This is a genomic window from Mesorhizobium sp. L-8-10, from assembly GCF_016756635.1.
Taxonomy (GTDB): domain Bacteria; phylum Pseudomonadota; class Alphaproteobacteria; order Rhizobiales; family Rhizobiaceae.
The window spans coordinates 6521083-6546654 of the sequence record NZ_AP023263.1 but is presented as its reverse complement, the minus strand read 5'-3'; the positions used below and the strand labels follow the sequence as shown (position 1 = coordinate 6546654).

The 25572-nt window shown below is 64.9% G+C and carries 23 protein-coding genes; 13 read left to right on the top strand and 10 right to left on the bottom strand.

The window, feature by feature from the left end; genetic code table 11:
- Positions 1 to 69: 69 nt before the first annotated feature.
- The 4 genes from JN280_RS30615 to JN280_RS30600 form a co-directional block, all read right to left on the bottom strand.
- The gene (locus JN280_RS30615) at positions 70 to 939 is read right to left on the bottom strand and encodes a S49 family peptidase (RefSeq protein ID WP_202307854.1); all 870 of its coding nucleotides are present in this window, start codon (positions 937 to 939) and stop codon (positions 70 to 72) included.
- 159 nt (positions 940 to 1098) lie between these two features.
- Complete coding sequence (locus JN280_RS30610) at positions 1099 to 1869, bottom strand: tRNA1(Val) (adenine(37)-N6)-methyltransferase (RefSeq protein WP_202307850.1); 771 nt, start codon at positions 1867 to 1869, stop codon at positions 1099 to 1101.
- Positions 1870 to 1882: 13 nt separating this feature from the next.
- A complete protein-coding gene (locus JN280_RS30605; RefSeq protein ID WP_202307848.1) occupies positions 1883 to 2107 on the bottom strand; it encodes a putative signal transducing protein in 225 nt (74 codons plus the stop codon).
- A gap of 69 nt (positions 2108 to 2176) precedes the next feature.
- Positions 2177 to 3847 carry an alpha/beta hydrolase gene (locus JN280_RS30600; protein WP_202307846.1) on the bottom strand — a complete coding sequence of 557 codons (1671 nt, stop codon included), beginning with the start codon at positions 3845 to 3847 and terminating at the stop codon, positions 2177 to 2179.
- A gap of 263 nt (positions 3848 to 4110) precedes the next feature.
- Here JN280_RS30600 and JN280_RS30595 point away from each other — a divergent pair, with 263 nt between their 5' ends.
- Entirely contained in the window at positions 4111 to 5127 is a 1017-nt protein-coding gene (locus JN280_RS30595; protein ID WP_202307844.1) for a polyprenyl synthetase family protein, read from the top strand.
- Between the two features lie 152 nt (positions 5128 to 5279).
- A complete protein-coding gene (locus JN280_RS30590) occupies positions 5280 to 7313 on the top strand; it encodes a tetratricopeptide repeat protein (RefSeq protein ID WP_202307842.1) in 2034 nt (677 codons plus the stop codon).
- A 47-nt stretch (positions 7314 to 7360) separates the two neighbouring features.
- Here the strand turns inward: JN280_RS30590 and JN280_RS30585 are convergent, their stop codons facing one another.
- Positions 7361 to 7687 carry a hypothetical protein gene (locus tag JN280_RS30585; RefSeq protein WP_202307840.1) on the bottom strand — a complete coding sequence of 109 codons (327 nt, stop codon included), beginning with the start codon at positions 7685 to 7687 and terminating at the stop codon, positions 7361 to 7363.
- 189 nt (positions 7688 to 7876) lie between these two features.
- Between JN280_RS30585 and JN280_RS30580 the strand changes: the two genes are divergently transcribed.
- Both JN280_RS30580 and glyS read left to right on the top strand, forming a co-directional pair.
- Complete coding sequence (locus JN280_RS30580) at positions 7877 to 8833, top strand: glycine--tRNA ligase subunit alpha (protein WP_202307838.1); 957 nt, start codon at positions 7877 to 7879, stop codon at positions 8831 to 8833.
- A 138-nt stretch (positions 8834 to 8971) separates the two neighbouring features.
- Entirely contained in the window at positions 8972 to 11293 is a 2322-nt protein-coding gene (glyS, locus tag JN280_RS30575; protein ID WP_202307836.1) for a glycine--tRNA ligase subunit beta, read from the top strand.
- A 213-nt stretch (positions 11294 to 11506) separates the two neighbouring features.
- Here the strand turns inward: glyS and JN280_RS30570 are convergent, their stop codons facing one another.
- Positions 11507 to 11887 carry a hypothetical protein gene (locus JN280_RS30570; protein WP_202307834.1) on the bottom strand — a complete coding sequence of 127 codons (381 nt, stop codon included), beginning with the start codon at positions 11885 to 11887 and terminating at the stop codon, positions 11507 to 11509.
- A gap of 75 nt (positions 11888 to 11962) precedes the next feature.
- Positions 11963 to 12406 (bottom strand): hypothetical protein, encoded by a 444-nt coding sequence (locus JN280_RS30565; RefSeq protein WP_202307832.1) that lies wholly within the window; start codon positions 12404 to 12406, stop codon positions 11963 to 11965.
- A 225-nt stretch (positions 12407 to 12631) separates the two neighbouring features.
- On the opposite strand from JN280_RS30565, the gene JN280_RS30560 reads away from it, so the two are divergent.
- The 3 genes from JN280_RS30560 to JN280_RS30550 all read left to right on the top strand — a co-directional run bounded on the left by JN280_RS30560 (position 12632) and on the right by JN280_RS30550 (position 15819).
- Positions 12632 to 13606, top strand: coding sequence for an L-threonylcarbamoyladenylate synthase (locus JN280_RS30560; RefSeq protein ID WP_202307830.1), 975 nt, complete (start codon positions 12632 to 12634; stop codon positions 13604 to 13606).
- Between the two features lie 10 nt (positions 13607 to 13616).
- The gene (locus JN280_RS30555) at positions 13617 to 15032 is read left to right on the top strand and encodes an FAD-binding oxidoreductase (RefSeq protein ID WP_202307828.1); all 1416 of its coding nucleotides are present in this window, start codon (positions 13617 to 13619) and stop codon (positions 15030 to 15032) included.
- Positions 15033 to 15255: 223 nt separating this feature from the next.
- The gene (locus JN280_RS30550; protein ID WP_202307826.1) at positions 15256 to 15819 is read left to right on the top strand and encodes a DUF6101 family protein; all 564 of its coding nucleotides are present in this window, start codon (positions 15256 to 15258) and stop codon (positions 15817 to 15819) included.
- 63 nt (positions 15820 to 15882) lie between these two features.
- Here JN280_RS30550 and ubiA read toward each other — a convergent pair whose 3' ends face one another.
- Positions 15883 to 16866: a 4-hydroxybenzoate octaprenyltransferase gene (gene ubiA, locus JN280_RS30545; protein WP_202307824.1), complete on the bottom strand. Its 984-nt coding sequence runs from the start codon at positions 16864 to 16866 to the stop codon at positions 15883 to 15885.
- A 600-nt stretch (positions 16867 to 17466) separates the two neighbouring features.
- On the opposite strand from ubiA, the gene purD reads away from it, so the two are divergent.
- Positions 17467 to 18738: a phosphoribosylamine--glycine ligase gene (purD, locus tag JN280_RS30540; protein WP_202307823.1), complete on the top strand. Its 1272-nt coding sequence runs from the start codon at positions 17467 to 17469 to the stop codon at positions 18736 to 18738.
- A 64-nt stretch (positions 18739 to 18802) separates the two neighbouring features.
- Here purD and JN280_RS30535 read toward each other — a convergent pair whose 3' ends face one another.
- Positions 18803 to 19918: a glycoside hydrolase family 25 protein gene (locus tag JN280_RS30535; RefSeq protein ID WP_202315128.1), complete on the bottom strand. Its 1116-nt coding sequence runs from the start codon at positions 19916 to 19918 to the stop codon at positions 18803 to 18805.
- A gap of 477 nt (positions 19919 to 20395) precedes the next feature.
- On the opposite strand from JN280_RS30535, the gene JN280_RS30530 reads away from it, so the two are divergent.
- From JN280_RS30530 to JN280_RS30520, 3 genes are all read left to right on the top strand, one after another.
- On the top strand, positions 20396 to 22174 hold the full coding sequence (locus tag JN280_RS30530; RefSeq protein ID WP_202307822.1) for an acyl-CoA dehydrogenase: 1779 nt from the start codon (positions 20396 to 20398) through the stop codon (positions 22172 to 22174).
- Positions 22175 to 22196: 22 nt separating this feature from the next.
- Entirely contained in the window at positions 22197 to 22952 is a 756-nt protein-coding gene (locus JN280_RS30525) for a crotonase/enoyl-CoA hydratase family protein (protein WP_202307821.1), read from the top strand.
- 94 nt (positions 22953 to 23046) lie between these two features.
- Positions 23047 to 23355 (top strand): hypothetical protein, encoded by a 309-nt coding sequence (locus tag JN280_RS30520; RefSeq protein ID WP_202307820.1) that lies wholly within the window; start codon positions 23047 to 23049, stop codon positions 23353 to 23355.
- Positions 23356 to 23379: 24 nt separating this feature from the next.
- Here JN280_RS30520 and pdxH read toward each other — a convergent pair whose 3' ends face one another.
- A complete protein-coding gene (gene pdxH / locus JN280_RS30515; protein ID WP_202307819.1) occupies positions 23380 to 23997 on the bottom strand; it encodes a pyridoxamine 5'-phosphate oxidase in 618 nt (205 codons plus the stop codon).
- 64 nt (positions 23998 to 24061) lie between these two features.
- Here pdxH and JN280_RS30510 point away from each other — a divergent pair, with 64 nt between their 5' ends.
- Together JN280_RS30510 and JN280_RS30505 are read left to right on the top strand one after the other, a co-directional pair.
- Complete coding sequence (locus tag JN280_RS30510; protein WP_244742288.1) at positions 24062 to 24505, top strand: RT0821/Lpp0805 family surface protein; 444 nt, start codon at positions 24062 to 24064, stop codon at positions 24503 to 24505.
- 87 nt (positions 24506 to 24592) lie between these two features.
- Positions 24593 to 25522, top strand: a complete 930-nt coding sequence (locus JN280_RS30505) for a DnaJ C-terminal domain-containing protein (protein WP_202307818.1) — start codon at positions 24593 to 24595, stop codon at positions 25520 to 25522.
- The last annotated feature ends 50 nt before the right edge of the window (positions 25523 to 25572 follow it).

Sequence of the window (25572 nt, the reverse complement as noted above, 5' to 3'; positions counted from 1 at the left end):
AGAACAGCGCTGCATCCGGCGACAGATAGGTCTCCATCGTGGCCAATTCTAGTCGCAGCAGGCTCCGAATCAAAGGCCGAAACGGCTCCACAGGGTCCGCTCCTTGGCCGCCTCCACCAGCCCGTCCGCGATCGCGCCGGCGAGATCCGCGGGCGACGAACCGCCGAAGGTTCCGAACAGGCCGAGGCGCCGGCCGAACAATCCGCGTGGCGGCGTGACCAGCCGCAACCGGGTCTTCGGTCCGAAACGGTCTTTCAGCACCGTGCGCATGTCGCCCAACGCGTCGACAAGCCCGAGTTCCAGGCCCTTCTTTCCGGTCCAGAAAAGGCCGGTGAAGAGATCCGGATCATCGGCGAGTTTGCCGGCGCGGCGTTCCTTGACGAGGTCTATGAAGGTATCGTGCATTTCGAGCATGAGGGTCTTGAGCCGCTCGACGTCTTCCGGCTTCTCCGGCTGGAAGGGATCGTTCGTTACCTTGTTCTTGCCCGCAGTATGGACGCGCCGTTCGACGCCGATCTTCCTGATCAGTTCTGTGAAGCCGAAAGTGCCCGAAACGACGCCGATGGAGCCGACGATCGAGGACGGGTCGGCGATGATCTCGTCGCCGGCGACCGCGATCATGTAGCCGCCCGAAGCCGCCACATCTTCCACGAAAATCAGCACTTTCTTGTTCTTCTCGGCCGCCAGGTCGCGAATGCGCTTGTAGATCAGGCGCGATTGCACAGGCGAGCCCCCGGGCGAGTTGATCGCAATAGCCACTGCCGGCGCATCGCCGAAGCCGAAGGCCTTCTCGATCACGCCCGCGGTCGAGGCCAGCGACAGGTTCTGCCGGAACTGACCGCCGCCTGCCATTATGGTCCCCTGCAGCCGGACCACGGGAATGATCACCCCTTCCGGACGCATCGATTTTGGCAGGAGGCGGTTGAACAGGCGTCTCACGGGCGGGTTCTCCGTCGGTTTCGGATCGCATGTAGGCATTCGCGGGCCGGGCGCAATGGCATTCAAGGCGATGCGGCCCTGCAAGGCAACTGTGCAAGAGGTGCATTCGCACGAGCAGCTTCGCTCCCTCGATCGTCCCGATCCAGGCGCAACTCGCCATCAGTCGCCGAATAGCGAGGCCCGCCCGTTGTTGATGGCATCGGCGCGCACCGAAAACAGGTCGCTCGATGCGTCGTGCAGGATGAGCGGCGGGCGAAGCGTCAGCCCGGCGCGGGAAGCTCGCACCGCCCGGACGATGATGCGGATGGCCGGCGCATCGGCACGCGCGTGGACCGGCACGATCTCGGCATTGCCGAACCGCCCGCCGAGTGCGGCCAGGAGGGGCTGCAACGATTGCGGACGGGCGATGAGCGCCAGGCCGCCGCGTGGCCGCACCACGGCAGCGGCGCTGCGGATCCATAGCTCGAACAGGCCGTCTTCCATGATATGGGCCTGCTGCTTCAGGAGATCCGGTGTCGCGCGGTCGTGCCGGGCATTGAACGGCGGGTTCATGATCGCGTAGTCGAACGATGAATCGGCAAGGCCTGCCGCGACGCGCTCCTTGCCGGCGAGGCCGACGTCGGCAACAAGGATGGATACCCTGCCGGCCAGGTGGCTGTTGCCCGAATAGGCGAGCGTGCGCTCGGCGAAGCTGCTCATTTCCCGGGAGAGTTCGACCAGCACCACGCGCGATTTCGGGCAGCGCGAGGCGACCGCCAGGCCGGCCGCGCCGGCGCCCGCGCCGAAATCCGCCAGCCGTCCGGAAAAGCCGGATGGAACGGCAGCGGCCAGCATCATGGCGTCCATGCCGGCGCGATGGCCCTTTCCGTCGGGCTGGACGAGCCAGAAGTTGCCGCGATGGAACGCGTCGATGGTGAACGGGGCGGTCATGGCGACGAGGGGCTCAGGCGTCCCTGATCTCGTTGGCGATGCCGGCGTCTTTCAGGATGCTCCGCGCCCGCTCGGCTTCGTCGGCGTCGACCATGACCCTGCGAGGCAGCACGCCGATGGAGCCGTCGAGCACGCTCATGTTCTGGTCGGCCACGAAGCAGGCTATGCCCGCGTCGCGCATCAAGGCTTCGACGAACGAGATGATGACGGCATCGTTGGTGCGGATGAGTTCGATCATGACGCGAAAGTCGCAGTTTGTGCCGCCCGTGTAAACGGGCAGGGTTGGTATAGAACTGCTGCTCGGGACCTATCTTGCAAACTGGCGTTTGAGGCGCGCGATCCCGTCAGCGGGCCATTCGACACCGGTCACCTCGATCCAGGCGTCGATATAGTGCTCCGGCGCATAGACATGGCCATAGCCCATTGGCGGCTTGGTGGCCGTCGCCATGTCGAGCAGGAGCTGGAGGAAGGTCACGACCGGATACCAACGGAACTCCGGCGATACGTCGGGGCCCCTCGGGGCTGCCATCCAGGCAGGAGCCCTGTAGAAGGAGAGCGGATCGAAAAAGGTGACGGCGTCGCTCGCATATTGCAGATAGACGATGCGCATCGCTCCCCACTGCGCGCCCGGGATCGCAAGCTCGTTCTGCTGGTTCGTGAAGCGGATGATGGAACCGTCCCGGAAGCGCGGCAGCCAGGCCGGGGAGCCGGGATTGCGCTCGGCGGTAACCGTCTTCCAGGTCCTGCTGGCGAAGGGCGCTCCGCTCCAGAGCGCGCCATGGAACGGATCGCCGACGACGTCGAAAAGATCGGTCGAGAGGTCGGAGTTGAGCGCCCCGAGGCTGAGACCATGAAGATAGAGCCTCGGCCGGCGTTCCCTTGGAAGCCTGGTCCAGTACGCGTAGACCTCCGCGAACAGGGCGCGCGCGGTTTCACGCCCGTATTCGGGCTCGACGAGCAGCGAGAGCCAACTCGTGAGATAGGAATATTGGATCGCCACGCTGGCGATGTCGCCCCCGTGCAGATATTCGACCGTGTCCATGGCCGCGGGGTCGACCCAGCCGGTCCCTGTCGGCACCACGACCACGAGCGTGGATCGCTCGAAGCCGCCGACCCGCTTCAGTTCCTCCAGAGCAAGCCGGGCACGTTCCGCTGTCGTTTCCGCGGAATTCAACCCGACATAGACGCGGAGCGGCTCTTCCGCGTCTCGTCCCAGAAACATGCCGATGGCCGACTTGGTCGGGCCCGTCGAAACGAATTCCCGGCCGGCGCGGCCGAGCCCGTCCCAATCGAGCAGCGAGGCCGTGCTGCCTGTCTTGTTGGGATCGGTCGGCACAGGCCTGCCGTCTTCGATCAGAGCATCGAGCTTCTGGAAGGATGAATCTGCTACGTGCAGCGCGAACCGGAAAAGGACACCTTCGGCGACCGACCAGAACAGCAGCAACGTGACCGCTATGCCTGCCAGCCGGGAAACGCGGCGCGGGGCGAAACGCCCCACCTGTTTCGACGCCATATGGAAGATCGCCATGAACAGCCGCGCAAGGAGCAGGAGCACGACAAATACCGCGATCGCGACCAGCCCGACGAGGTAGGGGTGCATGCTGTCGACTGGCGCGAGTTCCATCCGCTCGCGGATGGAGTTCTGCCACTGCGCCGCACGCCAGAGGAAGGCGACGGCGACCACGGCGAAGATGCCTGCGCAGCCGAGCTTGAGGTAGTAGGCTGTTCGATCAGCCGGTCGGGGCAGCTCCAGATAGGTCCAAAGCCAGAGGCCGAAGACCCCGATGCCGTAGCCGGCCGCGAGCGAGCATCCGGAAAGCACGCCCTGCAGGGACACGTCGCGGGGCACGAGGCTTGGTGTCAGGGATGCGGCGAAAAACAGAGTGCCGGTGAGCAGGCCGATGGCCGAGAGGCTGTCCCAGAACCTGAATGGTCGCACCTTCCGGGGACTCCTACTTGATCGCCGGTTCACGCGCATGTGTCCTTGCCATTGCCATGGCGGGATCGCCTTGGCAATCCGCGGTTGGCGCTCCCAAAGCATGTCTCCCGAAAGTGTTCAGCGGTTATCGGGAAAAAGACATGCGCCAGGTCAAGACCTGGAGCGTGTCGCGTGAATTCTGTTTCGCGCGACACGCTGTAAGGCGCGCCGCGCCAATTCGCCGCTTGCCGCGCCTTGCGTTGCGGCTAGAATCGTGCCCCAAGACAGCCTCGCGTAAGCGTCGCAGAGATGGAGTGGGTTTTTTGGGCGTCGTTCTCAACCTGGAAAGCGGCAAGAGGGAAGCGGCATCGATCAAGGGCCTGGTCGATTTGACGGCGGTGGACATGACCCGCGTCAACGAACTGATCCTTTCGAAAGCCGGCTCCGACGTGGAGATGATCCCCGAGATCGCCAATCATCTGATCTCGTCGGGCGGCAAGCGGCTGCGGCCGATGGTGACGCTCGCCGCGGCGCAGATGTTCGGCTATGCCGGCGACGGCCATGTGAAACTCGCGACCAGCGTCGAGTTCATGCATACGGCGACGCTGCTCCATGACGACGTGGTCGACGAAAGCGACCTGCGACGCGGGCGCAAGACGGCCCGCACGATCTGGGGCAACCAGGCGAGCGTGCTTGTCGGCGACTTTCTGCTCGGCCAGGCATTCCGCATGATGGTCGACGTCGGTTCGCTGGATGCGCTCGATATCCTGTCGACGGCCGCTACGGTGATAGCGGAAGGCGAGGTCATGCAACTCGCCGCGGCCAAGAACCTCGAGACGACGGAGGACGAGCATTTCGCCGTGATCAAGGCCAAGACCGCGGCGCTGTTCTCGGCGGCGGCCGAGGTGGGCCCCGTGATTGCAGGCGCGAGCCGGGTGGACCGGGCGGCTCTGCGCTCCTACGGCATGAATCTCGGACTGGCCTTCCAACTCATCGACGACGCGCTCGATTATGGCGGCAGCGCCAAGGACCTCGGCAAGAATGTCGGCGACGATTTCCGGGAAGGGAAGGTGACGTTGCCGGTCATCCTGAGCTATCGGCGCGGCAGCGCGTCGGAACGCGCGTTCTGGAAATCGGCGATCGAGAACAATGGCACCGACGATGCGGCCCTGGAGAGGGCGATCGGCCTCATGACGCGCCACGGCGCGATCGCCGACACGATCGGTCGCGCCCGTCATTTCGGCGAGATCGCCCGTGACGCGCTAGCGCCGCTCGACGCCTCCGCCCAGAAGACGGCGCTGATCGACGTGATCGACTTCTGCATCAGCCGAGTGAACTGAAGTTTCGCCACGTGGCGGGCCAGTGGCCCTCGTGACCCGAATGTGAAGGCGAGGCGGATTGAAGAGCGTCCCCAAAAAGGCCATGCTTTGGGGTCAATGCCGCGATTGAGTCTGGCTCCCCCCGGGGGAGCTTTCGGCAGGAAGGAAGATTGATGCCGTCAAGACGCAGCAACCGGCTTGCAGGAATAGCAGCCCTGGCTGGGCTGGTGCTCGCGGGCCAGGCGGTCCAGGCGAAGGAAACGCCGCCGGAAGCGTCCGCTCCCATCCAGATCGGCACATTCTCCGGAGCCTATCTGGCCGCGCGCATCGCCGAGACCGACAACGATCTTGCCGGTGCGACGGACTATTATCGCCGGGCTCTCGATTTCGATCCCGACAACAAGCAGTTGCAGCAGAGCCTGATGCTCGCGCTTATCGCGCAGGGCAAGTTCGACCAGGCCCTGCCGCTTGCCGACAGGCTCAAGACCGAGCCCGAGGTCGAGCGTTTCTCGCGCGTGGCGCTTGCGGTCGATGCGATTCGCAAGAAGGAGTATTCGGCGGCGGAAACCTGGCTGAAGCTCGCACTGGAATCCGACCTCGATCGGCTGATCTCCAGCCTGATGACCGGCTGGGCCAAGCTCGGCGGGGGCGACGCCGCGGGAGCCGTTTCCTATCTCGAGAAGATCGAGGGGCCCGAGTGGTACACGCTCTTCACAACCTATCATCGCGCCCTGATCGCCGACAATGCCGGCCTCGCCGACAAGGCCGACAAGGCCTATGCGGAAGCGCTCGAGAATGTCTCGGCCGGCGGCGCCGCACCTGATACGTGGATACGCTCCGCTGAAGCCTATGCAGGTTTCCTCGCCCGCAAGGGCGAAAAAGACAAGGCGATGGAGGTTCTGGCCAAGGCCGACGATTTCGCGCAGGGCCGCCTCCCGATCGTCGCGCTGCGCGAGGCGATCGAACAGGGCAAACCGGTTCCACATCTGGTCGACGGCGCTCGTTCCGGTGCGACGGAAGTGCTGCTCAATCTCGGAACTGCACTGAACCGAGGCGGCGGCGAGGCTTTCGTCAGGCTCTATCTGCAATATGCGCTGGCACTGGAGCCCGACAACGACCAGGCGCTGCTGCAACTCGCGGGCGTCGCCGAAATGCAGAAGGATGCCGAGGAAGCGATTGCCTTCTACAGGCGAATTCCGGTGTCCTCGCCGTTGAAGCATGTCTCCGAGTTGCAACTCGGCTTGAATCTTGCCGATCTCGGCCGCCATGACGAGGCGATCGTTCATCTGAAGGCGCTGCTCGACGGCGACCCGAACGACATGCGTGCCTATCTGGCGCTTGGCGGAGTCTACGCCTTGAAACAGGACTACCGCAATGCCGCGCAGCTTTACGACAAGGCGGTCGAGCGGCTGCCCAACCCGGTGCGCGAGAACTGGAACATCTTCTACCAGCGCGGCATCGCCTATGAGCGGCTAAAGGAGTGGTCGAAGGCCGAGCCCAACTTCCGCAAGGCGCTGGAGCTTTTCCCGGACCAGCCGCAAGTGCTGAACTATCTCGGCTACTCCTGGGTCGACATGAACACCAATCTCGACGAAGGCCTGGAGATGATCCAGAAGGCCGTCGATCTGAGGCCTAGCGACGGTTATATCGTGGATTCCCTCGGCTGGGCCTACTACAGGCTCGGCCGTTTCGACGATGCCGTTCGCGAACTCGAACGCGCCGTGTCGCTGAAGCCGGACGATCCGGTTCTCAACGATCATCTTGGCGACGCTTATTGGCGTGTCGGGCGTCGCCTCGAGGCGACGTTCCAGTGGCGCCATGCCAAGGACATGAAGGCCGAGCCCGACGTGCTGGCGAGCGTCGAGAAGAAGCTCAAGGAGGGCTTGCCGCCACTTCCGGAGAAAGCGGCCGCGGAGGCTCCCAGGGAAACGCCACAGCCGGCGATCGCCGGGCCGGAGACGCCCGCGCGACAGGAACAGAAGGGCGAAGCGGCGCCGGCCGCGCAGCCGGCTGCGGCAGCCACCACGGTCGCGCCTGTTCCAGCCGCCTACAAGGTGCGCGCCGGTCAGTCGCTCTGGTCCATCGCAGTCGAGACGCTCGGCGACGGCAACCGTTACAGGGAGATCCTGAACCTCAATCCGCAATTGCGCGGTGATCCCGGCCGCATCGTGCCGGGGCAGGAACTCAAGCTGCCAGCCGGCAACTGAACGATCTATCCTGCGACTGTCTGTTGTGAGGACCGCCAAGCGCGGTCCTACCACAGCTTCTCCCTGTAGTCGGGCGGTACGGGGCATGGCACCCAGCGGCCCTTTTCCCGTTTGCTGCAGGTGAGCTTCAGTCGGCTTAGCTTACTCTCCCACGGATTGTCCTTGGTGCAGATGCACTGGTTCCCGGGTTGGCGCAGCACGTCGCAGCCGGGTGTGACGCAAAGCCAGTTGGTCACCTCGTCGCGTTCATTGAAGCCGTTGGTCGGAAAATTGTCCGCGAAAGACAGCGTCGCGCCCAGCAGCAGCGCCGATATTGCGCCTCCGAGAACCATCGCGGGACGCTTCAAACCATTTCCTGTCGACCGGTCGAACATGCCTGGCTCCTCGTGACCTGACACGCAAGATTGCGCGAAGCCTCCGGCCGGTTTCAAGTACATGGCCGAAAATAGCGCTGCTCCAGATCGGGCTGACGATCAATTTCGCGCGATTCCGTCCAGCTTGACGGGTCGGGACGGCGTCGTTACGACGTGCGCGCATATCATCCGACCGCCGAGACACAGCCCGTGGCCGAAAAGACCCTGCCCGATCATCTTGACCCGAAGCGCTCCTTCCAGGGTCTTATCCTGACGCTCCATGACTATTGGGCGCGTTACGGTTGCGTCATCCTGCAGCCCTACGACATGGAGGTCGGCGCGGGCACCTTCCACCCTGCGACGACGTTGCGCGCTCTCGGCCCCCGCCGGTGGAACGCGGCCTATGTCCAGCCCTCGCGCCGGCCGAAAGACGGCCGCTACGGCGACAACCCGAACCGGCTTCAGCATTATTATCAGTATCAGGTGATCCTGAAGCCGAACCCGTCGAACCTGCAGGAGCTTTATCTTGGCTCGCTGGCGGCGATCGGGATCGATCCCCTGCTGCACGACATCCGTTTCGTCGAGGACGACTGGGAAAGCCCGACGCTCGGCGCCTGGGGCCTCGGCTGGGAGTGCTGGTGCGACGGCATGGAAGTCTCCCAGTTCACCTATTTCCAGCAGGTGTGCGGCATAGAATGCGCGCCGGTGGCCGGTGAACTGACCTACGGCCTGGAGCGGCTCGCCACCTATCTGCAAGGGGTGGACAGCATCTTCGATCTCAATTTCAACGGCAGCGAGGGCGACGACAAGGTCACCTATGCCGACGTCTTCCTGCAGGCCGAGCAGGAATACTCGCGGCACAATTTCGAGTTCGCAAATACGGCGATGCTGCTGCGGCATTTCGACGACGCAGAGGCCGAGTGCCGCGCGCTGCTCGAAGCGGGCGCTCCGTCCTCCGCCGACAATCTCCCGAGGCACAAGATGGTTTTCCCCGCCTACGACCAGTGCATCAAGGCGAGCCACGTCTTCAACCTGCTCGACGCACGCGGCGTCATCTCGGTGACCGAGCGGCAGAGCTACATCCTGCGTGTCCGCAATCTGGCGAAGGCCTGCGGCGAGGCGTTCCTGCAGACCGAAGCCGGCGGGCTGGCATCCGCCGCAGCCTGATCGTGCCGGACGAGCCCATTTCCCGGAGCCAGAAAATGCCAGTCCTTCCAGAGCTTCGCTTCCCGAGATTGTTCGGCCGCATGTCGGCGGCGCGCAACGTATGGGAACGGCAATGACCATCCGGGTGGAGAAGCACTGATGCCTGACTTGCTGCTCGAACTCCGCTCCGAGGAAATCCCCGCGCGCATGCAGCGCAAGGCGGCGGGCGATCTCAGGAAGATGGTGACGGATGGTCTTGTCGATGCCGGGCTGAGCTACGAGGCGGCGCGCGAATACTGGACGCCGCGCCGGCTGACGCTCGACATACGCGGCCTGACGGCCCGCTCCAAGGACATTCACGAGGAGCGCAAGGGCCCGAGTACCAAGGCGCCGGAACAGGCGATCCAGGGCTTCCTGCGCTCCGCCGGCCTGTCGTCCATCGACGAGGCGCATGTCCATTCCGATCCGAAGAAGGGTGACTTCTATGTCGCCCATATCTCGAAGCCGGGTCGGGCCGCCGAGGATATCATCGCTGCGCTGCTTCCCGAGGTGATCCGGGGTTTCCCTTGGCCGAAATCCATGCGCTGGGGCGCGGCATCGGCCAGGCCCGGCTCGCTCCGCTGGGTGCGGCCGCTGCAGTCTGTCGTCTGTACCTTCGGCCCGGAAACCGCCGATCCGGTCGTCGTCGACTTCGAGGTGGACGGCATCCGCTCCGGCAATGTGACCTATGGCCACCGCTTCCACGCGCCTGAAGCGATCACTGTGCGCCGCTTCGAGGACTATGCCGCGAAGCTGGAAGCCGCGAAAGTGGTCATCGACGCCGAGCGTCGCAAGGAGATCATCCTTGCCGATGCGCGCAACCTCGCCTTCGCGAACGGGCTCGAACTGGTCGAGGACGACGCGTTGCTCGAAGAGGTCGCCGGGCTCGTCGAGTGGCCGGTCGTGCTGATGGGCGCTTTCGAGGAGGATTTTCTCGGCATTCCCTCCGAGGTCATCCGGCTGACGATCCGGGCCAACCAGAAGTGCTTCGTGACCAGGTTGCCCGGCAACTCCGGAGACGAAGCGTCCCTCTCGAACCGCTTTGTCCTTACGGCGAACATCGAAGCCAGCGACGGCGGCAAGGAGATCGCGCATGGCAACGGCAAGGTCGTCCGCGCGCGGCTTTCGGATGCGCTCTATTTCTGGAGGACCGATCAGGGGGATTTGCCCGACCTCGCCGACCTGAAGGTGTCGGCCGGGAAATTCGGGCTCGACCTGAAGAAACCGCTCGATCAGCGGATGGCACGTCTTGATCATCTCGGCGTGACCTTCCATGCCAGGCTCGGCACGCAGGGCGCGCGCGTGGAGCGCATTCGCGGACTGGCGCGCGACATCGCGCCTGTCGTCGGCGCCGCGCCCGCATTGACCGATCGCGCAGTCGTGCTCGCCAAGGCCGATCTGCAGACCGAGGTCGTCGGCGAGTTTCCGGAATTGCAGGGTGCGATGGGCCGCAAATATGCGGTCCTCCAGGGCGAGCACCCCTCGGTCGCGGCCGCGGTCGAGGAGCACTACAAGCCGCAGGGGCCGTCCGACCGGGTTCCCACCGATGAGGTCTCGATTGCCGTGGCGCTGGCCGACAAGCTGGACACCTTGACCGGTTTCTGGTCGATCGACGAAAAGCCGACGGGTTCGAAAGATCCCTACGCGTTGCGCCGGGCGGCCCTCGGCGTCATCCGGATCACGCTGTGGGGAGAGCGGCGCATTCCGCTGCTGGCCGTGCTCGCGAGCGCCCATGCGCAGTTCGACGAGCCGGAGATCGCAGCGAACCTCTTGCGCTATGAGGAGCGGCAGGAAGCGCTCGATACCGGCGATGTCGACGGAGAGGAAGACCTCGACAATGCGCTTGGCGGTCACGAAAAGCGCGTCCGGGCCGATGCCGCGGCGCGCGCCAGGCCGGTGATTCTCGATCTCCTGTCCTTCTTCCATGAACGCCTCAAGGTGTATCTGCGCGACCAGGGGGCGCGGCACGATCTGATCGACGCGGTTCTCGCCAGCGGCGGCAAGCAGGAGGGCGCTGCGAACGACGACCTGCTGATGATCGTCCGCCGGGTCGAGGCGCTGGGATCCTTCCTCGACAGCGAGGACGGCAAGAACCTCCTGGCAGGCACGAAGCGGGCGGCCAACATCCTTGCCGCGGAAGAGAAGAAGGGGACGCGGATCGCCGATGCCGTCGACGTCTCCCTGTTCCGGGAGGAGGCCGAGAAGGCACTCGACGCTGCGGTGAATCAGGGCGAGAAGCAAGCCGGCCAAGCGATTCAAAACGAAGACTTTTCGGCTGCGATGCGTGCACTCAGCGCATTGCGTGAGCCGGTTGATTCATTCTTCGACCGTGTTCTCGTGAATGATGAGGACCTCGCTGTACGGGCCAATCGCCTTGCGCTGCTGGCCCGCATCCGCGCCGCGACGGATCAGGTCGCCGATTTCTCCAGGATCGCCGGCTGACGGCCCACTTACATCCAGTGGGTGTGGATGCCGAAGCATCCACCCGGCCTCAATCGCCGGCGCGGCCTCTCCGCGCCGCTTCGCTTTCGCGCCAAGTGGGCCACGCCGTCGCGCTCCAACGGTCGATATCATGCGGCGCACCCGAGGAATCGGAGCCTCATCATAGCGGTGTCGCCACCAGCGCCCGGAGCGCGGCTGTCGTCGCCGACGAGTTCAGTCGCCGATGATGCGAACCCTGACGCTCTGGCGATAGACCTGGACTTCCACGACCGGCTCTCCCCTGACGATCGCGCGGCGGGTGGCGTCGGTCATGGCGCTGCTCTTGTTGAGCATCACCTCGAAACGGACGCGAGCCTGCGCCGAACCGAACCACGGATCGTGTTCGTCCTCTATGTCGCCCGATCCGAATTTGTGCCAGTTGGCGCGGTCCTGACGCACCATCCGGGCCGCAGTGTCGAGCGGATAGCCGTCACTGGCCTGGTGGTCGTTCGCGGAGATACGCGCCACATAGGACCCGAGCAGAGTGTCGCCGCTCGCCAGGCCGGGAAGCAGCGCGGACATACCTGCTGCAAGCAGCCAGAAGCGGATTTTCATCAGGCACCCCCGAGATCGATGGCGACGCCATAACACATGGGCGACCTCCTTGGCATTCCGCCGATGATCATCGCTCTACCGAAGGTCGAGTTCGGACTCGGCCGACGGCCCGACGAGGGGAGCTTCGGGCTCGGGGCGGCTCGTCGCGGGGGCTCTGGTGGCGGCGGGCGGTTGAGCTGCGGGGGCCGGTGTCGGCAGGCTTCGTGTGAAGGCGTCACCGACGATGCCGCCGCGGATCACCATCGGCACTGCCCGAGGTCCGCTTTGCGGAGCATCGCTCGTGATCGAGGAGAGCTTTTCTCCGGAAACGGCTGGCGGAGCCTCGCCGACTGCGACGACCGACACGCTATCCGACGGGCCGGCCGCTTCGGGCGATGCCGGCTCCGGTCCGCCGACCACCATCATCGACGGGCCGACCGGGTCGTTCGACGCTTCGAGAACGATCAGCGAGGAGGCTTGGGCGGTGCCTGATGCCGCCAGGCACACCAGTAAGAGCAAGATCGAAGAAAGTCTCGCCATATCAAACGGTTCCCATGCCCGGCGGAACCAATTCCCGAGAAGATATCGGGTATGGGCGCCGGCCCCTGCGCGAAGGATAGCATCGCAGAGATTAATGAAATGGCGGCTTCGATCCTTGCCGGCCGCCCATCCGCGATATAGGCAGTCGCCGGTGTCGTGGTTTCGACGTCGCCTGGAGGCGAGCTTCGACATCAAGACACCGGGATCGACGCGAAACACGACAGAATGTCAGAAGTGCTGCCAGCTATCGAAGCCGAGAGCCGTGCCCTGCGATTGCTGCGGGCCGGGGAGGTGGTCGCTATCCCGACCGAAACGGTCTACGGCCTCGCAGGCGATGCAACCAATGGCGATGCCATTGCCCGCATCTTCGAGGCCAAAGGGCGCCCGCGCTTCAATCCTCTGATTGCCCACGTCGCCGACATGGCCATGGCCGAACGTATCGGCGTCTTCGACCCATTGTCGCGCAAGCTCGCCGAAGCCTTCTGGCCAGGCCCGCTGACCATGGTTCTTCCATTGCGCTCGGACGCCGGCATCCATCCCCTGGTGACGGCGGGCCTGTCGACGATCGCCTTGCGTATGCCGCGCGGCTTCGGCGCCGGCCTCATCGGCGCTCTCGGCCGACCGCTGGCCGCCCCGAGCGCCAATTCGTCGGGCAAGGTGAGCGCGACCACCGCCGCGGCGGTCGAGGCCGATCTCGGGACGAGGATATCCTTGATCGTCGATGGCGGGGCCACGCCGGTGGGCCTGGAGTCGACCATCGTGAAATCTGAGGATGGTGCGCTACGGCTGTTGCGTCCCGGCGGCGTCCCTGCCGAGGACATCGAAAGGGTCGCGGGCGTCCGGCTCGTCCGCAATGCGGCGCCCGGCATCGAGGCTCCCGGCATGCTCGCCTCGCACTACGCTCCCGCTGCCCGTGTCCGGCCGAATGCGGCCGAGGTCCTCCCCGGCGAGGCATTGCTTGCCTTCGGCCCGGCGCGGGTGAGGGGAACCGGCGAAGCGGTTGCAGTGCTCAACCTTTCTGAGCGCGGGGATCTGCGCGAGGCGGCCACGAACCTCTTTTCATATCTCCAGTCGCTCGACGGTTCGGGCGCCGCGACCATCGCCGTCGAGCCGATCCCGGCTTCCGGCCTGGGGGAGGCGATCAACGACCGGCTCGCCCGCGCAGCGGCACCGCGTGACAGGCCCGTTCAGCATTCATAAGGACCCCGGCATGGAACCGATCGATTCTGCCCTACTCGACCGTTTTGCCGAGATCGTCGGTGTCAACCACGCGCTTCGCTCCCCGTCCGACATAGAACCTTTCGTTATGGAGCCGCGAGGGCTGTGGTCCGGCGTGACGCCGCTGGTGCTGAGGCCGGCGGATGTCGACGAGGTGAGCCGCATCCTGCGGCTCGCGACCGAGACCGGAACGCCGATCGTTCCGCAGGGCGGCAATACCGGTCTGGTCGGCGGCCAGATGCCGGACCGTTCCGGCCGCGAGATCGTGCTGTCTCTGTCCCGCCTCAACCGTATCCGTGAGATCGACGTTCTGTCGAACACCATCACCACCGAGGCCGGCGTCGTGCTGGAGACGCTGCAGCGGCAGGCCGACGCCGCCGACCGATTGTTCCCCCTCTCTCTCGGCGCGCAGGGCTCCTGCCAGATCGGCGGCAATCTGTCGTCCAATGCTGGCGGCACCGGCGTGCTGGCTTATGGCAATGCCCGCGAACTCTGTCTCGGCGTCGAAGTGGTCCTGCCGACGGGCGAGGTCCTCGACGACCTGCGCAAGCTGAAAAAGGACAACACCGGCTACGACCTGAAGAACCTCTTCATCGGCGCCGAGGGCACGCTCGGCGTCATCACCGCGGCGGTGCTGAAGCTGTTCCCGAAGCCGAAAGGCAAGGAGGTGGCCTGGATCGGCGTGGAATCGCCGGCCGCAGCGCTCAATCTGTTCTCGCTGGCATCCGATCGCGCCGGCAGCGGCCTGACGGCCTTCGAACTCATGGCCGACATCGCGGTCGAATTCTCGGTGCGACATATTCCGGGCAATGTGCGCCCGCTGGAAGGGTGGCCCTGGTACGTGCTGATGGAGATCTCCTCGGGTCGGTCGTCCGACGATGCCCGCGATCTGATCGAGCATGTCCTTTCGGAGGGTTTCGAAGCCGGCCTTGCCGGCGATGCGGTGATCGCGGCAAACCTCGCGCAGGCATCCGCCTTCTGGCGGTTGCGTGAGTCCCTGTCCGAGTCGCAAAAACCGGAAGGCGCCTCCATCAAGCACGACATCTCCGTACCGGTTGCCGCAATCCCTGATTTCATCGCCGAGGCCGGAAAGGCTGTGGCCTCCGTCAGTGCGGCGGCGCGGGTCGTCTGCTTCGGCCATATGGGCGACGGCAATTTGCACTATAACGTATCGCAACCCGTCGGCGTCGAACCTGAGAGCTTCCTGAAGCTCTACAAGCCGATGAACAAGGCCGTGCACGACGTGGTCCGAGCCCACAACGGTTCCATCTCGGCCGAGCATGGCATCGGCCGGCTGAAGCGCGACGAACTGCTGGCTACTGCCCCGGCCATCGGCATCGATCTGATGCGCCGCGTGAAGGCCGCCTTCGATCCCGCCGGGATCATGAATCCCGGCAAGGTTATCTGACGGTTTCACTGCAGTCTGATCTTAATCAGCGCTTCAGACTTCTTGCCGACTTGTTGTGCCCGGTCGGAAACCGATAACCATTCCTGAGATCAGCAAAATTTAACCGAACTCCTTAAGCCCGGCGGTAAGGATGCCGCGCTAGTGTCTACGCCATAACGAAGCCGGGAAAACCGGCACGGGAAGACCGGGAAAACCGGCTCTCAGGGATAACAGGAAGGCGTAGATGAAGACCGGACTGAAGCCAGTCTGGGCGGGCCGCAACATGCGGCTCGACCCTTTCCGCTTGCCTCAAATGGTGAGCTATGCGACGCGCGACGACTATGGGGATGTCACCTTCACGGTGGACCAGCGCGGCGCGGTCGTGCGCAGGACCTTGAACATGAGCGGCCTCCCGGTGACCGTGGCCCTGCCGGCGAGGGCATTCCTCGGCGTCGCCGCGCGAGCGATGGAGGATGAAGACGGGCACGTCACGGTGACTCTGGAACTCCATCACAACGACCCGATGCTGTCGGTGCCGCTGCTCGTCGCTCATGACCTGGACGACGTTGCCGCCGACTGGCGGGCATGGGCCGCCGCCTATCATCTGCCGATGCTCTTGATCGAGGCCGATGGGGTGGCGCGCACGCTGGAGGAATCGCTCGGCGCCGTGAAGACCGCGCCGGTGCGGGAGCGGCGCAAGGGCCGGGTCTCGGCTGCGCGCCGCCCACGGTTCCTGGCTCGCCGCAAATCCGGCCATCTGGGCCTGAGGCTGGTGATCAACGGCGAGGAGATCATCGCCCGCCAATAGGACGCCTTTCGAACCTGCATCGGGCAGAAGTCGATCCGGCCTTCGCCCGATGATCTTGGAACCTCACACCAACGGCTTGAGCGCGACCCAGAGGCCGCCGCCCAGCAGCCCGAGGAAGACCAGCCAGCCGACGGTCGAGTTCGACTTGAACAGCTTCAGGCATTGGTCGGGGTCGTCGATGTCGAGCACCTTGATCTGCCGGGCCATATGGGCGCCCGCCGCAAGCAGTCCGGCGAGTGCCGGCATCGGCGCTTCGGCCGCGGCATAGGCCAGGGCGAAAAGCATCAGTGCGCCGCCATAGAGCCCCGCCAGCCAGTATTTTGTGTACTCGCCGAAAAGTCGGGCCGTCGACCGGACGCCGACGATCGCGTCGTCCTCCTTGTCCTGGTGGGCATAGATCGTATCGTAGCCGATGACCCACAGGATCGAGCCGCAATAGAGAAGGACGGCCGGAGGGTCGAGATCGGCGAAGGCGGCGGCCCAGCCCATCAGGGCTCCCCAGGAAAAGGCGAGCCCGAGCACGAATTGCGGCCAGTTGGTGATGCGCTTCATGAAGGGGTAGGCGGCGACCACCGCCAGCGAGCAGATGCCCAGCAGGATCGCGAAATCGTTGAACTGCAGCAGGACGGCAAGTCCGACCAGCGCCTGCAGGACGAGGAATAGCCAGGCCTGCCTGCGCGTGACCTGACCGGAGGGCAGGGGCCGCGAACGGGTGCGCTCGACCTTCATGTCGATGTCCTGGTCGACCAGGTCGTTATAGGTGCAGCCGGCCCCGCGCATGGCGATGGCGCCGATCAGGAACAGCGCGATATGCCAGGGCGAAGGCAGCAGCGTGCCGAGCGGCTCTCCCGGCGAGGCATAGGCGACGGCCGCCAGGGCCGCCGACCACCAGCAGGGCCACAGCAGCAGCCACCAGCCGATGGGGCGATCCCAGCGGGCGAGCTGCGCGTAGGGCCAGAGCCGGCGCGGCAAGGTCCTGTAGACCCAATGGCCACTCGGCGCATCGGCGACGCGCCCCTGAGCTGATGTCGACTGGATCGTTTCCATGGCGCTGGAGTGGCAGTGTAAGGCGCGGGCGTCAAGGAGACGAATCGTCCCTCCTTCTTGCTTTGACGTAGGGCACCGCAAAACGACGCGGTCCTGTAAAGTACTGGAAAAATACAGGACGAGGCCAGTTTTCGGACCGAAGCGGACTTTCGTCGGCAAGCCAACGAATCGCCTGCTTCGATTCTTGTTTGCCGCAGGCTCTCGCCGCAAAACTGCGGAACAGTTTTGCGGAACCTGCTGAGCGCCTTTCGGCGTGATCGGGTCAGGGGGCGACCGCAAGAAAGGCTGCCGGCAGGGGCAGGCCGCAAAATCTCGACGGTGAAACGATGCGTCAGAAAATCGTCGATCCCAGCGCCGCCGTCAATCGGGCGCGCGGGGGGGACATCAAGATTTGATCACGGACACTTGGAGGCAGCGGCGTCCACGCGCTGGCCGCGATTGCTCAGTCGGTTCGCAAAGACGGGGCTGGCCAGGCAATGAGGCTTCCAAACGCTCAGGTTCGGCTTGACCTGGCCAGCGGGTGGCAATAGCGGAGAGCTTCAATAGCGAATGGGCCGCAAAGGCCCGCATGCCGAACCTGTCAGCACCGAGGTCCTGCCCATGAAGGTTCTACTTGTCGGTTCGGGTGGGCGCGAGCATGCGCTGGCCTGGAAGATCGCCGCTTCGCCTCTGCTGACCAAACTCTACGCCGCACCCGGCAACCCCGGCATCGCAAGAGAGGCCGAATGCGTGGCGATCGCGATAGACGATCACGACGCGATCGCCGCCTTCTGCCGTGACGAGACGATCGACCTTGTGGTCGTGGGGCCGGAGGCGCCGCTTGTCGCGGGCCTCGCCGATCGGCTGGCAGCCGATGGCATCCGCGTCTTCGGATGCTCGGCCGCGGCGGCGCAACTGGAGGGGTCGAAGGGTTTCACCAAGGACCTCTGCGCGAAGTATGGGATCCCGACGGCCGCTTATAGCCGGTTCCGCGACGCCGGCGAGGCCAAGGCGTATGTGCGCGAACAGGGCGCGCCGATCGTGGTGAAGGCCGACGGGTTGGCCGCGGGCAAGGGCGTCACGGTCGCCATGTCGGTCGAGGAGGCGATCGCTGCCGTCGATGCCTGCTTCGAGGGGGCGGCGGGTGCCGAGATCGTGGTGGAAGAGTTCCTGACCGGTGAGGAGGCGAGCTTCTTCTGCCTGTGTGACGGCACGACGGCGCTTGCCTTCGGAACGGCACAGGATCACAAGCAGGTGGGCGAGGGCGACACCGGGCCGAACACGGGCGGCATGGGAGCCTATTCGCCTGCTCCGGTCATGACGCCTGACATGATCGAGCGCACGATGAAGGAGATCATCGAGCCGACGATGCGCGGCATGGCGGACATGGGTGCGCGCTTTTCGGGCGTGCTCTTCGCCGGCCTGATGATCACCGAGGAGGGGCCGAAGCTTATCGAATACAATGTCCGCTTCGGCGATCCGGAGTGCCAGGTGCTGATGATGCGGCTGAAGGACGACATATTGGTGCTCATGGAGGCGGCCGCCGACGGGCAGCTTTCACACATGTCGATACGCTGGTGGGACGAAGCGGCACTTACGGTGGTGATGGCGGCAAAGGGCTATCCCGGCACGCCGGAAAAGGGCTCGCTGATCCGCGGCCTCGCCGAAGCAGGCGGCGACGGTATCGAGATTTTCCATGCCGGCACGGCGCTGCGCGACGGCGAGATCGTCGCCAATGGTGGCCGCGTGCTCAACGTCACTGCCACCGGCAAAACCGTCAGCGAGGCGCAGGCAAAGGCCTACGCCGCCGTGGAGAGTATCGACTGGCCCGATGGATTCTGCCGGCGCGACATTGGTTGGCGGGCCGTCGAGCGCGAGAGCCGGGTGGGCTGATACAACGGGCGATCTTGTCGTCCGTTGGCTACCAGGGCACTCGGGCGAACTGGTCTCGCGCGTGTCAGTTCCTCTCCGTCCTTGCCGGAATGGTCGCGGTGACCGTCGGATCGATCCCTGCCGGCAACGGAGGTTCGTCTCTGAACCAGCCGAACACCTCGTCCCTGACGGATGCCATATAGCTCACGAGCCGTCCCCAGCGGGAGGTTCCGCCGGCCGTCATGTCGCCGTAGCGACCTGGATGCGGTTCGGCGCCCGGGTGGAACGCCGCATCGAGGGCCGCCACCGCGCCGTTCGTCTCCAGCGGTGCATAGGACAGCGTGACGTCGCCGGCCAGTCCGGCCTCGCGGGCGATGGGAACCGGCACGCTTGCCATCAGTTCGACGGGCACGTCGAGTAATCCGCCGAACGGCCACGCCTGGCGCAGCGCATCGGCGTCCATCGAGGCGACATTGACGTCGATGTCGTTGCCGGTGCCCAGCACGCGATAGGGGCAACTCCGGTCGTTGCAGTTGGACTGCGAGGCGAATTGCCAGAGCGTGTAGCTCTGCCAGTTCCCCTTCGGGAAATGCTCGCCGATCTCCGGTTTGTAACGCGCATACCAGAGCGGCAGGCGAGAGAGCAGCGGATAGCGATCGCGGTTGTCGGCGACGTATTTGGCGGTCGTGCCGTTCGTGTAGAGCAGCGGGAAGCGGCCGATGCGGCGATGGACATGTCGCACGAATTCCTCGGCATCCGACAGCGACATCCATTTCCCGGGATCGTTGTCCTCGATGTCGATGGCGATCAGGTCGTCGGGTTCCGGCTCGGCGAAGTCGATGAAATTGTTGGCCTGGTCGATCGGATTGCCGGGCCGGGCGAGATGATAGGCACCCCATTTGAGGCCGAGCGACTTGGCAACCATGCGGCGCGTATGGAAGAGTTCACGCGCCACGGCATGGCGCTTGAACAAGGCCTTGCACAGGCGGGTTTCGGTCTCGTTGCCGCTGCAGGCGTAGGGCGGCGCCAGGCCGTCCGAAGCCTTGCCGATGAAGCCGACGATGCGCTTGTCGGTGGCGAGCTTCTTCCAGTCTATGGTGTTGTATTCATAGGCATCGACCACGAGCGCACGGTCGCTCCGTCGCCAGGGCGCCGAGAATTCCGATGCCTGTGGGGCCGTAGGCGAGAGCGCGGTCAGCATCGACGAGGCGATGGCCAGGAGCTTCCAGCTTGCGAACGATAATGAACCCACTCGCGCGACACTCCGTTCCGGTCTGCCGAACAATCCGGGCCATTGCCGCCGATGTCGGCGCGCAGTCCCGAGGATCGGAAGCCGCATGCGATTCGATGGCTTGCCGATGCGATCCGGAACCGGAGCAACCAAGGCGGCTGCAGCTTCCGGATACGTTTTTCTTTCTACACCGATGATGGAGAGGCGTGGTTAATTATTCCTTGCGGTCAGGCCGTAGATCTTGCGACCGATGATCGAGTCCCTTTTCGAACGGATCGAGCGTCGGCTCCTGCCGCAGCTGCCTTTCGACTATCCGACGCAACGCGCGTCGTGAATGACGCGCAATCATGATTCCTGTATTTGACGTTTACGTAATAAGACGCTAGCGAACGGCGAGATGGTACGGCCAGCGGGCGCCACGGCGTTCGCCCCCACACGGAGGAACTCATGTATCGCGCGCCCGTCGACGAGATCGTCTTCACCCTCAAACATGTCGCCGGCCTGCAGGCGGCCACGGATGCGGGAACCTTTTCCGAAATGACGGAAGACCTGGTGGATGCCATCGTCGGCGAGGCCGGGCGATTTGCCTCCGAGGAGGTCGCGCCACTGCACGCCATCGGTGACGAGCACGGCGCCGTGCTGAAGGACGCGGCCGTTACCATGCCGCCTGGATGGAAGGATCTTTATCGCCGCTGGGTCGAGGGCGGCTGGAACGCGCTGTCCGGCCCGGCGGAATTCGGAGGGCAGGGCCTGCCGACCATGCTCGGCGTTGCCGCGCTCGAGATGTGGAATTCCGGCTCTATGGCGTTCGGCATCGGCCCGACGCTGACCATGGGAGCGGTGGAGGCGATCGAGAAGCACGCCTCGGATACGCTCAAGGCGAAGTATCTGGAAAAGCTCGTGTCCGGCGAGTGGATGGGGACGATGAACCTCACCGAACCGCAGGCCGGCTCGGACCTCAATGCGCTGCGCGCCCGCGCCGAGCCGGTCGGCGACGGCACCTATCGCATCTTCGGCCAGAAGATCTTCATCACCTATGGCGAGCACGACTTCACCGACAATATCGTGCATCTGGTGCTGGCGCGGCTACCCGACGCGCCGGACGGCACGCGCGGTATCTCGCTGTTCCTTGTGCCGAAGTTCTTCGTCGAGGACGATGGCTCTCTCGGCGCGCGCAACGACGTCTTCTGCTCGTCGATCGAGCACAAGCTCGGCATCCATGCTTCTCCGACCTGTACCATGATCTATGGCGACGGCTTCGCCAAGGACCGGGCGCCGGGCGCGATCGGCTGGCTGGTCGGAGAGGAGAACAAGGGCCTGGCCTGCATGTTCACCATGATGAACAACGCGCGCCTTGCGGTCGGCATGCAGGGCGTGGCGGTGGCCGAAACGGCCACGCAGAAGGCGATCGCCTATGCGAATGAACGTCGGCAGGGCAAGGCGGCGAGCTGGGCGGGCGAGGGCATGGCGCCGATCGTCCACCATGCCGACGTCAAGCGGAATCTCCTGACCATGCAGGCGCTGACCCGGATCGCCCGGGCGATCAGCTATGCCTGTGCCCATGCCATCGACATGGCTAATGCGAGCGACGGCGAAATCAGGCGGCATTGGCAGGATCGCGCCAACCTTTTGACGCCGGTCGCGAAGGCGTTCTCGACCGATATCGGCGTCGAGGTGGCCTCGCTCGGCGTACAGGTGCATGGCGGCATGGGCTTCATCGAGGAAACCGGGGCGGCGTGCCTGCTGCGCGACGCGCGCATCGCGCCGATCTATGAGGGCACCAACGGCATCCAGGCGATCGACCTGGTGACGCGCAAGCTGTCGCAGGGCTCCGGAGAGCATGTGCATGGCTACCTCTCCGAACTGGCCGCCGTGGTCGAGGATCTGAGGCAGTCGAATGTCGAGGGGCTCGGCCGCTCGGCCGATCGGATCGAGAGGGCGCTGGACGACCTCTCCGAAACGACGCGTTTCCTGCAGGCGGCTCTCGCCGAAGGGCGCGTCGAGGAAGCGCTGGCCGGTGCGACCCCTTATCTCAGGCTCTTCGCCGTCGCGGCCGGCGCTGCTTATCTGGCCAAGGGCGCGGTCGCCGACCACTCACCGCCGCGCGTCGCGCTCTGCCGCTTCTTCGCCGAGAATCTCGCCGGCGAGACGACTGCTCTGAAGGAGCGCGTGATCACAGGTGCCGACAGTCTGGCGGCGGCCGGCGCCGCGCTGGTGACCGCCTGACAAGAAACCTGGAGGGCAGATCGTGACCGAACACATTCAGATCGAGCGGCAGCGTGCGGTGCAGATCATCCGCATGAACCGCCCGGACAAGAAGAACGCCATCACCCGCGCCATGTATGCGGCGATGGCGTCGGCCCTGAAGGAAGCCGACGCCGACGCGGAATTGCGCGTCAGCATTTTCCTGGGCGTGCCGGGGTCCTTTTCGTCGGGCAACGACCTCGCCGATTTCCTCGCGGTGGCGCAGGGCGGCGAGCATGGAAGGGAAGTGTTCGACTTCCTGATGGCGCTCGCCACCGCCGCCAAACCGGTCCTGGCCGGGGTGGACGGCATCGCCGTCGGCATCGGAACGACCATCCAGCTTCATTGCGACCTGACCTTCGCCACGCCGCGCTCGGTGTTCAAGACGCCTTTCGTCGATCTCGGCCTCGTGCCCGAAGCAGGATCCAGCCTGCTCGGGCCGGCGATCCTCGGCCGCCAGCAGGCTTTTGCTCTGCTCGGCCTGGGCGAAGGCTTTTCCGCCGAGAAGGCGAAGGCGACCGGCCTGATCTATGAGGTGGTCGACGAGGATCATCTGGAAGAGGCGGTTCTGGCGGCGGCGCGGGAGATTGCCGCCAAGCCGCCGGAAGCCCTGAAGATCGCCCGCGACTTGATGCGGGGCGATCGTTCGGAACTGGTCGCGCGGATCAAGGAGGAGGGCGCGCATTTCGCGGCGCGCCTCAAATCCGACGAGGCCCGCGCCGCATTCCTGGCCTTCATGTCCAAGAAGAAGGCCGGCTGACGCCGTTGCGCCCCGATGTCGCGTCGGGGATGCCACGGAACCGGCAACGCACTATATCTGGCATGGAGGGGTTGCGAGCGGAGCGACGAAGGCCATGCGTGACCGAACGATGCGTGTGATGGTGCCGGCACTGGTTGCTTTGGCGCTGTTCTTCTCCGGCACCGCTTTCGCGATCGACATCACGGTGCAGGGCACGACAAATCAGTTCCGCCAAAGCGAAATCGATGCGCTCAGGAGCATCCAGAACCGTCAGCAATTTCAGCTGGAGCAACAGTGGCAGCGCCAGCAGGATCGAGACATGCTGTCCCGCCCGAGGCCCAGGCCGGAGGTGCCGCAGTTCGCTCCGGATTGCCGTGACCCGGGTACCGGGAGCGGCAACAGGCAGCAGCGGCCACGTTGCTGAAGGCGCCCGACGGGCGCTTGGCCCTCAGGGATAAAGTCTTTCCTTCTCCCAGGCTCCCTCGCCGGTCCGGCTGAAAACCAGCCGGTCATGCAGCCGGAACGGCCGGTCGTGCCAGAATTCGATTGACCGCGGCACGATCCGGAAGCCCGACCAATAGGGCGGGCGCGGTATTTCGCCGATCGGGTGCCGTGCGGTGTAATCGGCCACCGCCTTCTCCAGCGCGAAACGGCTTTCGAGCGGCCGGGATTGTTTCGAGGCCCAGGCGCCGATGCGGCTGCCGCGCGGGCGGCTGGCGAAATAGGCGTCGGCCTCCGCATCGCTCACGATTTCGACCGGACCGCGAATGCGGACTTGACGGCGAAGCGATTTCCAGTGGAAACACATGGCAGCTTTCCTGCTGCCGAGAATCTCCCTGCCCTTGGCGCTCTCGAAATTCGTATAGAAGACGAAGCCGGACTCGTCGAAGCCCTTGAGAAGAACCATACGCACATTGGGCATGCCTTCGTGGTCGACGGTCGCCAGGGCGACGCCGTTCGGGTCGTTGATCTCGCTCCTTGTGGCGTCTTCAAGCCAGGCGGCAAAGAGGCGGAACGGCTCCTCTGCCGATGTGAAGTCACCGCTTGTTAACTCTGGGTCGCTCATAGTCTCGGCTCGCAATGGTGTGGCTGCACCGGGAGATGGCCGATTGTCGCGTGGAGCGCAAGCATTGAGCCTCGAGGACCGCAAGATTCGACCCAAGCGCTGCTTCAGTCTCGCTTTCGTCTTCCTTGCCGCCGCTCCTCTGGCCGCCTGTGCCGGCGGTGTCGATGTCGGCAAGGCCGGCATCGACGATACGTTGACGACGAGCGCGGTCGGTGGCGAGACGAACCAGGCTCGGGATACCACCCGGACATCGGACGAGGCCACGATCCGCAACGCCGTTTCTTCGGCCGACCTCGATGTGCTGGGTCCGACCGGGCTTGCCTGGGCGAATTCGGATACCGGCTCGCGCGGCGCGATAACCCAGCTCACCCAGTACGACAGAAAGGGCTTGCTCTGCCGCAAGTTCAAGGCCTCGCGCGAGAGCTTCGACGGCGTTCGGCTCTATGCCGGAGACGCCTGCCGCGCGGGTGACGGCTCCTGGCGCATGCTCGAATTCGTCGAATCCTGATACGGACGCGGGCTTGCTCTGGAATTTGTTCCTAGTCGGTCGCATATAAGGGCCGAGCACCCCAATTCCATCCCGGCAGGCAGAAGCATGCGTGATCCCTATGACGTGCTGGGCGTTGCCAAGAGCGCCACGGCAAAAGACATAAAGGCGGCTTTCCGCAAGCTCGCCAAGAAATATCATCCGGACCAGAATCCGGATGATCCCAAGGCGAAGGAACAATTCACCGCCGCCAATCAGGCCTATGAGATCCTCGGCGACGAGAAGAGCCGGGCGGCCTTCGACCGCGGCGAGATCGACGCGGAGGGCAGGCCGAAGTTCCACGGCTTCGAAGGCGGCGCCCATGGCGATCCCTTCGCGGCGTTCAGGCGCGCCCAGCAGGGCCAGCACGGGCCGGGCGGCACGCGCTTCGAGTTCCGCACCAGCGGGCCGGGTGCGGACGCGTTCGACGCGAGCGACATCTTCAGCGAACTGTTCGGTCAAGGCTTCTCGCAGCGTGGCGGTCCCGGCATGGGCGGTGGCCGCCGCGCGCCGTCCGGTGCCGACATCAATGTCGGGCTCGATGTCACGATCGAGGAGGCGGCGACCGGCGCCAAGGTCGCGGCGATCTTTCCCGACGGCCGGAAAATCTCGGTGAAGCTGCCGAACTATGTCGAGGACGGCCAGACGATCAGGCTCAAGGGGCAAGGCGAGCAAGGCTTCGGCGAACCCGGCGACGCGCTGGTGAAGGTGCGTTTCCGCAGGCACCCGCGCTACCGGATCGAAGGGCGCGACCTGCATGCCGACCTGCCGGTGTCGTTGCGCGATGCCGTGCTCGGCGCCAAGGTGCCGGTCGAGACCCCGACCGGGCGGCTGGCGGTCAATGTGCCGGCCTGGTCGAGTTCGGACAAGGTGTTGCGGATCAAGGGCAGGGGCTTGCCGGAGAAGGTGGGCGGTCATGGCGACCTCTATGCCCATGTCCGGGTAATGCTTCCCGACGGTGACAAGGAACTCGAGGCCCTGCTCAAATCGAAGGGCTGACCCGCCACATCACCAACTTCGAGTGGCAGCGCTATTTCATCAATTGATGC

Excerpts from the sequence above, each read along its gene's own strand:
- JN280_RS30610 (WP_202307850.1), bottom strand. The coding sequence starts at position 1,869 with ATGACCGCCCCGTTCACCATCGACGCGTTCCATCGCGGCAACTTCTGG.
- JN280_RS30605 (WP_202307848.1), bottom strand. The coding sequence starts at position 2,107 with ATGATCGAACTCATCCGCACCAACGATGCCGTCATCATCTCGTTCGTC.
- JN280_RS30600 (WP_202307846.1), bottom strand. The coding sequence starts at position 3,847 with ATGCGCGTGAACCGGCGATCAAGTAGGAGTCCCCGGAAGGTGCGACCA.
- JN280_RS30590 (WP_202307842.1), top strand. The coding sequence starts at position 5,280 with ATGCCGTCAAGACGCAGCAACCGGCTTGCAGGAATAGCAGCCCTGGCT.
- JN280_RS30585 (WP_202307840.1), bottom strand. The coding sequence starts at position 7,687 with ATGTTCGACCGGTCGACAGGAAATGGTTTGAAGCGTCCCGCGATGGTT.
- glyS (WP_202307836.1), top strand. The coding sequence starts at position 8,972 with ATGCCTGACTTGCTGCTCGAACTCCGCTCCGAGGAAATCCCCGCGCGC.
- JN280_RS30570 (WP_202307834.1), bottom strand. The coding sequence starts at position 11,887 with ATGAAAATCCGCTTCTGGCTGCTTGCAGCAGGTATGTCCGCGCTGCTT.
- JN280_RS30565 (WP_202307832.1), bottom strand. The coding sequence starts at position 12,406 with ATGGCGAGACTTTCTTCGATCTTGCTCTTACTGGTGTGCCTGGCGGCA.
- JN280_RS30560 (WP_202307830.1), top strand. The coding sequence starts at position 12,632 with ATGTCAGAAGTGCTGCCAGCTATCGAAGCCGAGAGCCGTGCCCTGCGA.
- JN280_RS30555 (WP_202307828.1), top strand. The coding sequence starts at position 13,617 with ATGGAACCGATCGATTCTGCCCTACTCGACCGTTTTGCCGAGATCGTC.
- JN280_RS30550 (WP_202307826.1), top strand. The coding sequence starts at position 15,256 with ATGAAGACCGGACTGAAGCCAGTCTGGGCGGGCCGCAACATGCGGCTC.
- ubiA (WP_202307824.1), bottom strand. The coding sequence starts at position 16,866 with ATGGAAACGATCCAGTCGACATCAGCTCAGGGGCGCGTCGCCGATGCG.
- purD (WP_202307823.1), top strand. The coding sequence starts at position 17,467 with ATGAAGGTTCTACTTGTCGGTTCGGGTGGGCGCGAGCATGCGCTGGCC.
- JN280_RS30535 (WP_202315128.1), bottom strand. The coding sequence starts at position 19,918 with ATGCTGACCGCGCTCTCGCCTACGGCCCCACAGGCATCGGAATTCTCG.
- JN280_RS30530 (WP_202307822.1), top strand. The coding sequence starts at position 20,396 with ATGTATCGCGCGCCCGTCGACGAGATCGTCTTCACCCTCAAACATGTC.
- JN280_RS30520 (WP_202307820.1), top strand. The coding sequence starts at position 23,047 with ATGCGTGACCGAACGATGCGTGTGATGGTGCCGGCACTGGTTGCTTTG.
- pdxH (WP_202307819.1), bottom strand. The coding sequence starts at position 23,997 with ATGAGCGACCCAGAGTTAACAAGCGGTGACTTCACATCGGCAGAGGAG.
- JN280_RS30505 (WP_202307818.1), top strand. The coding sequence starts at position 24,593 with ATGCGTGATCCCTATGACGTGCTGGGCGTTGCCAAGAGCGCCACGGCA.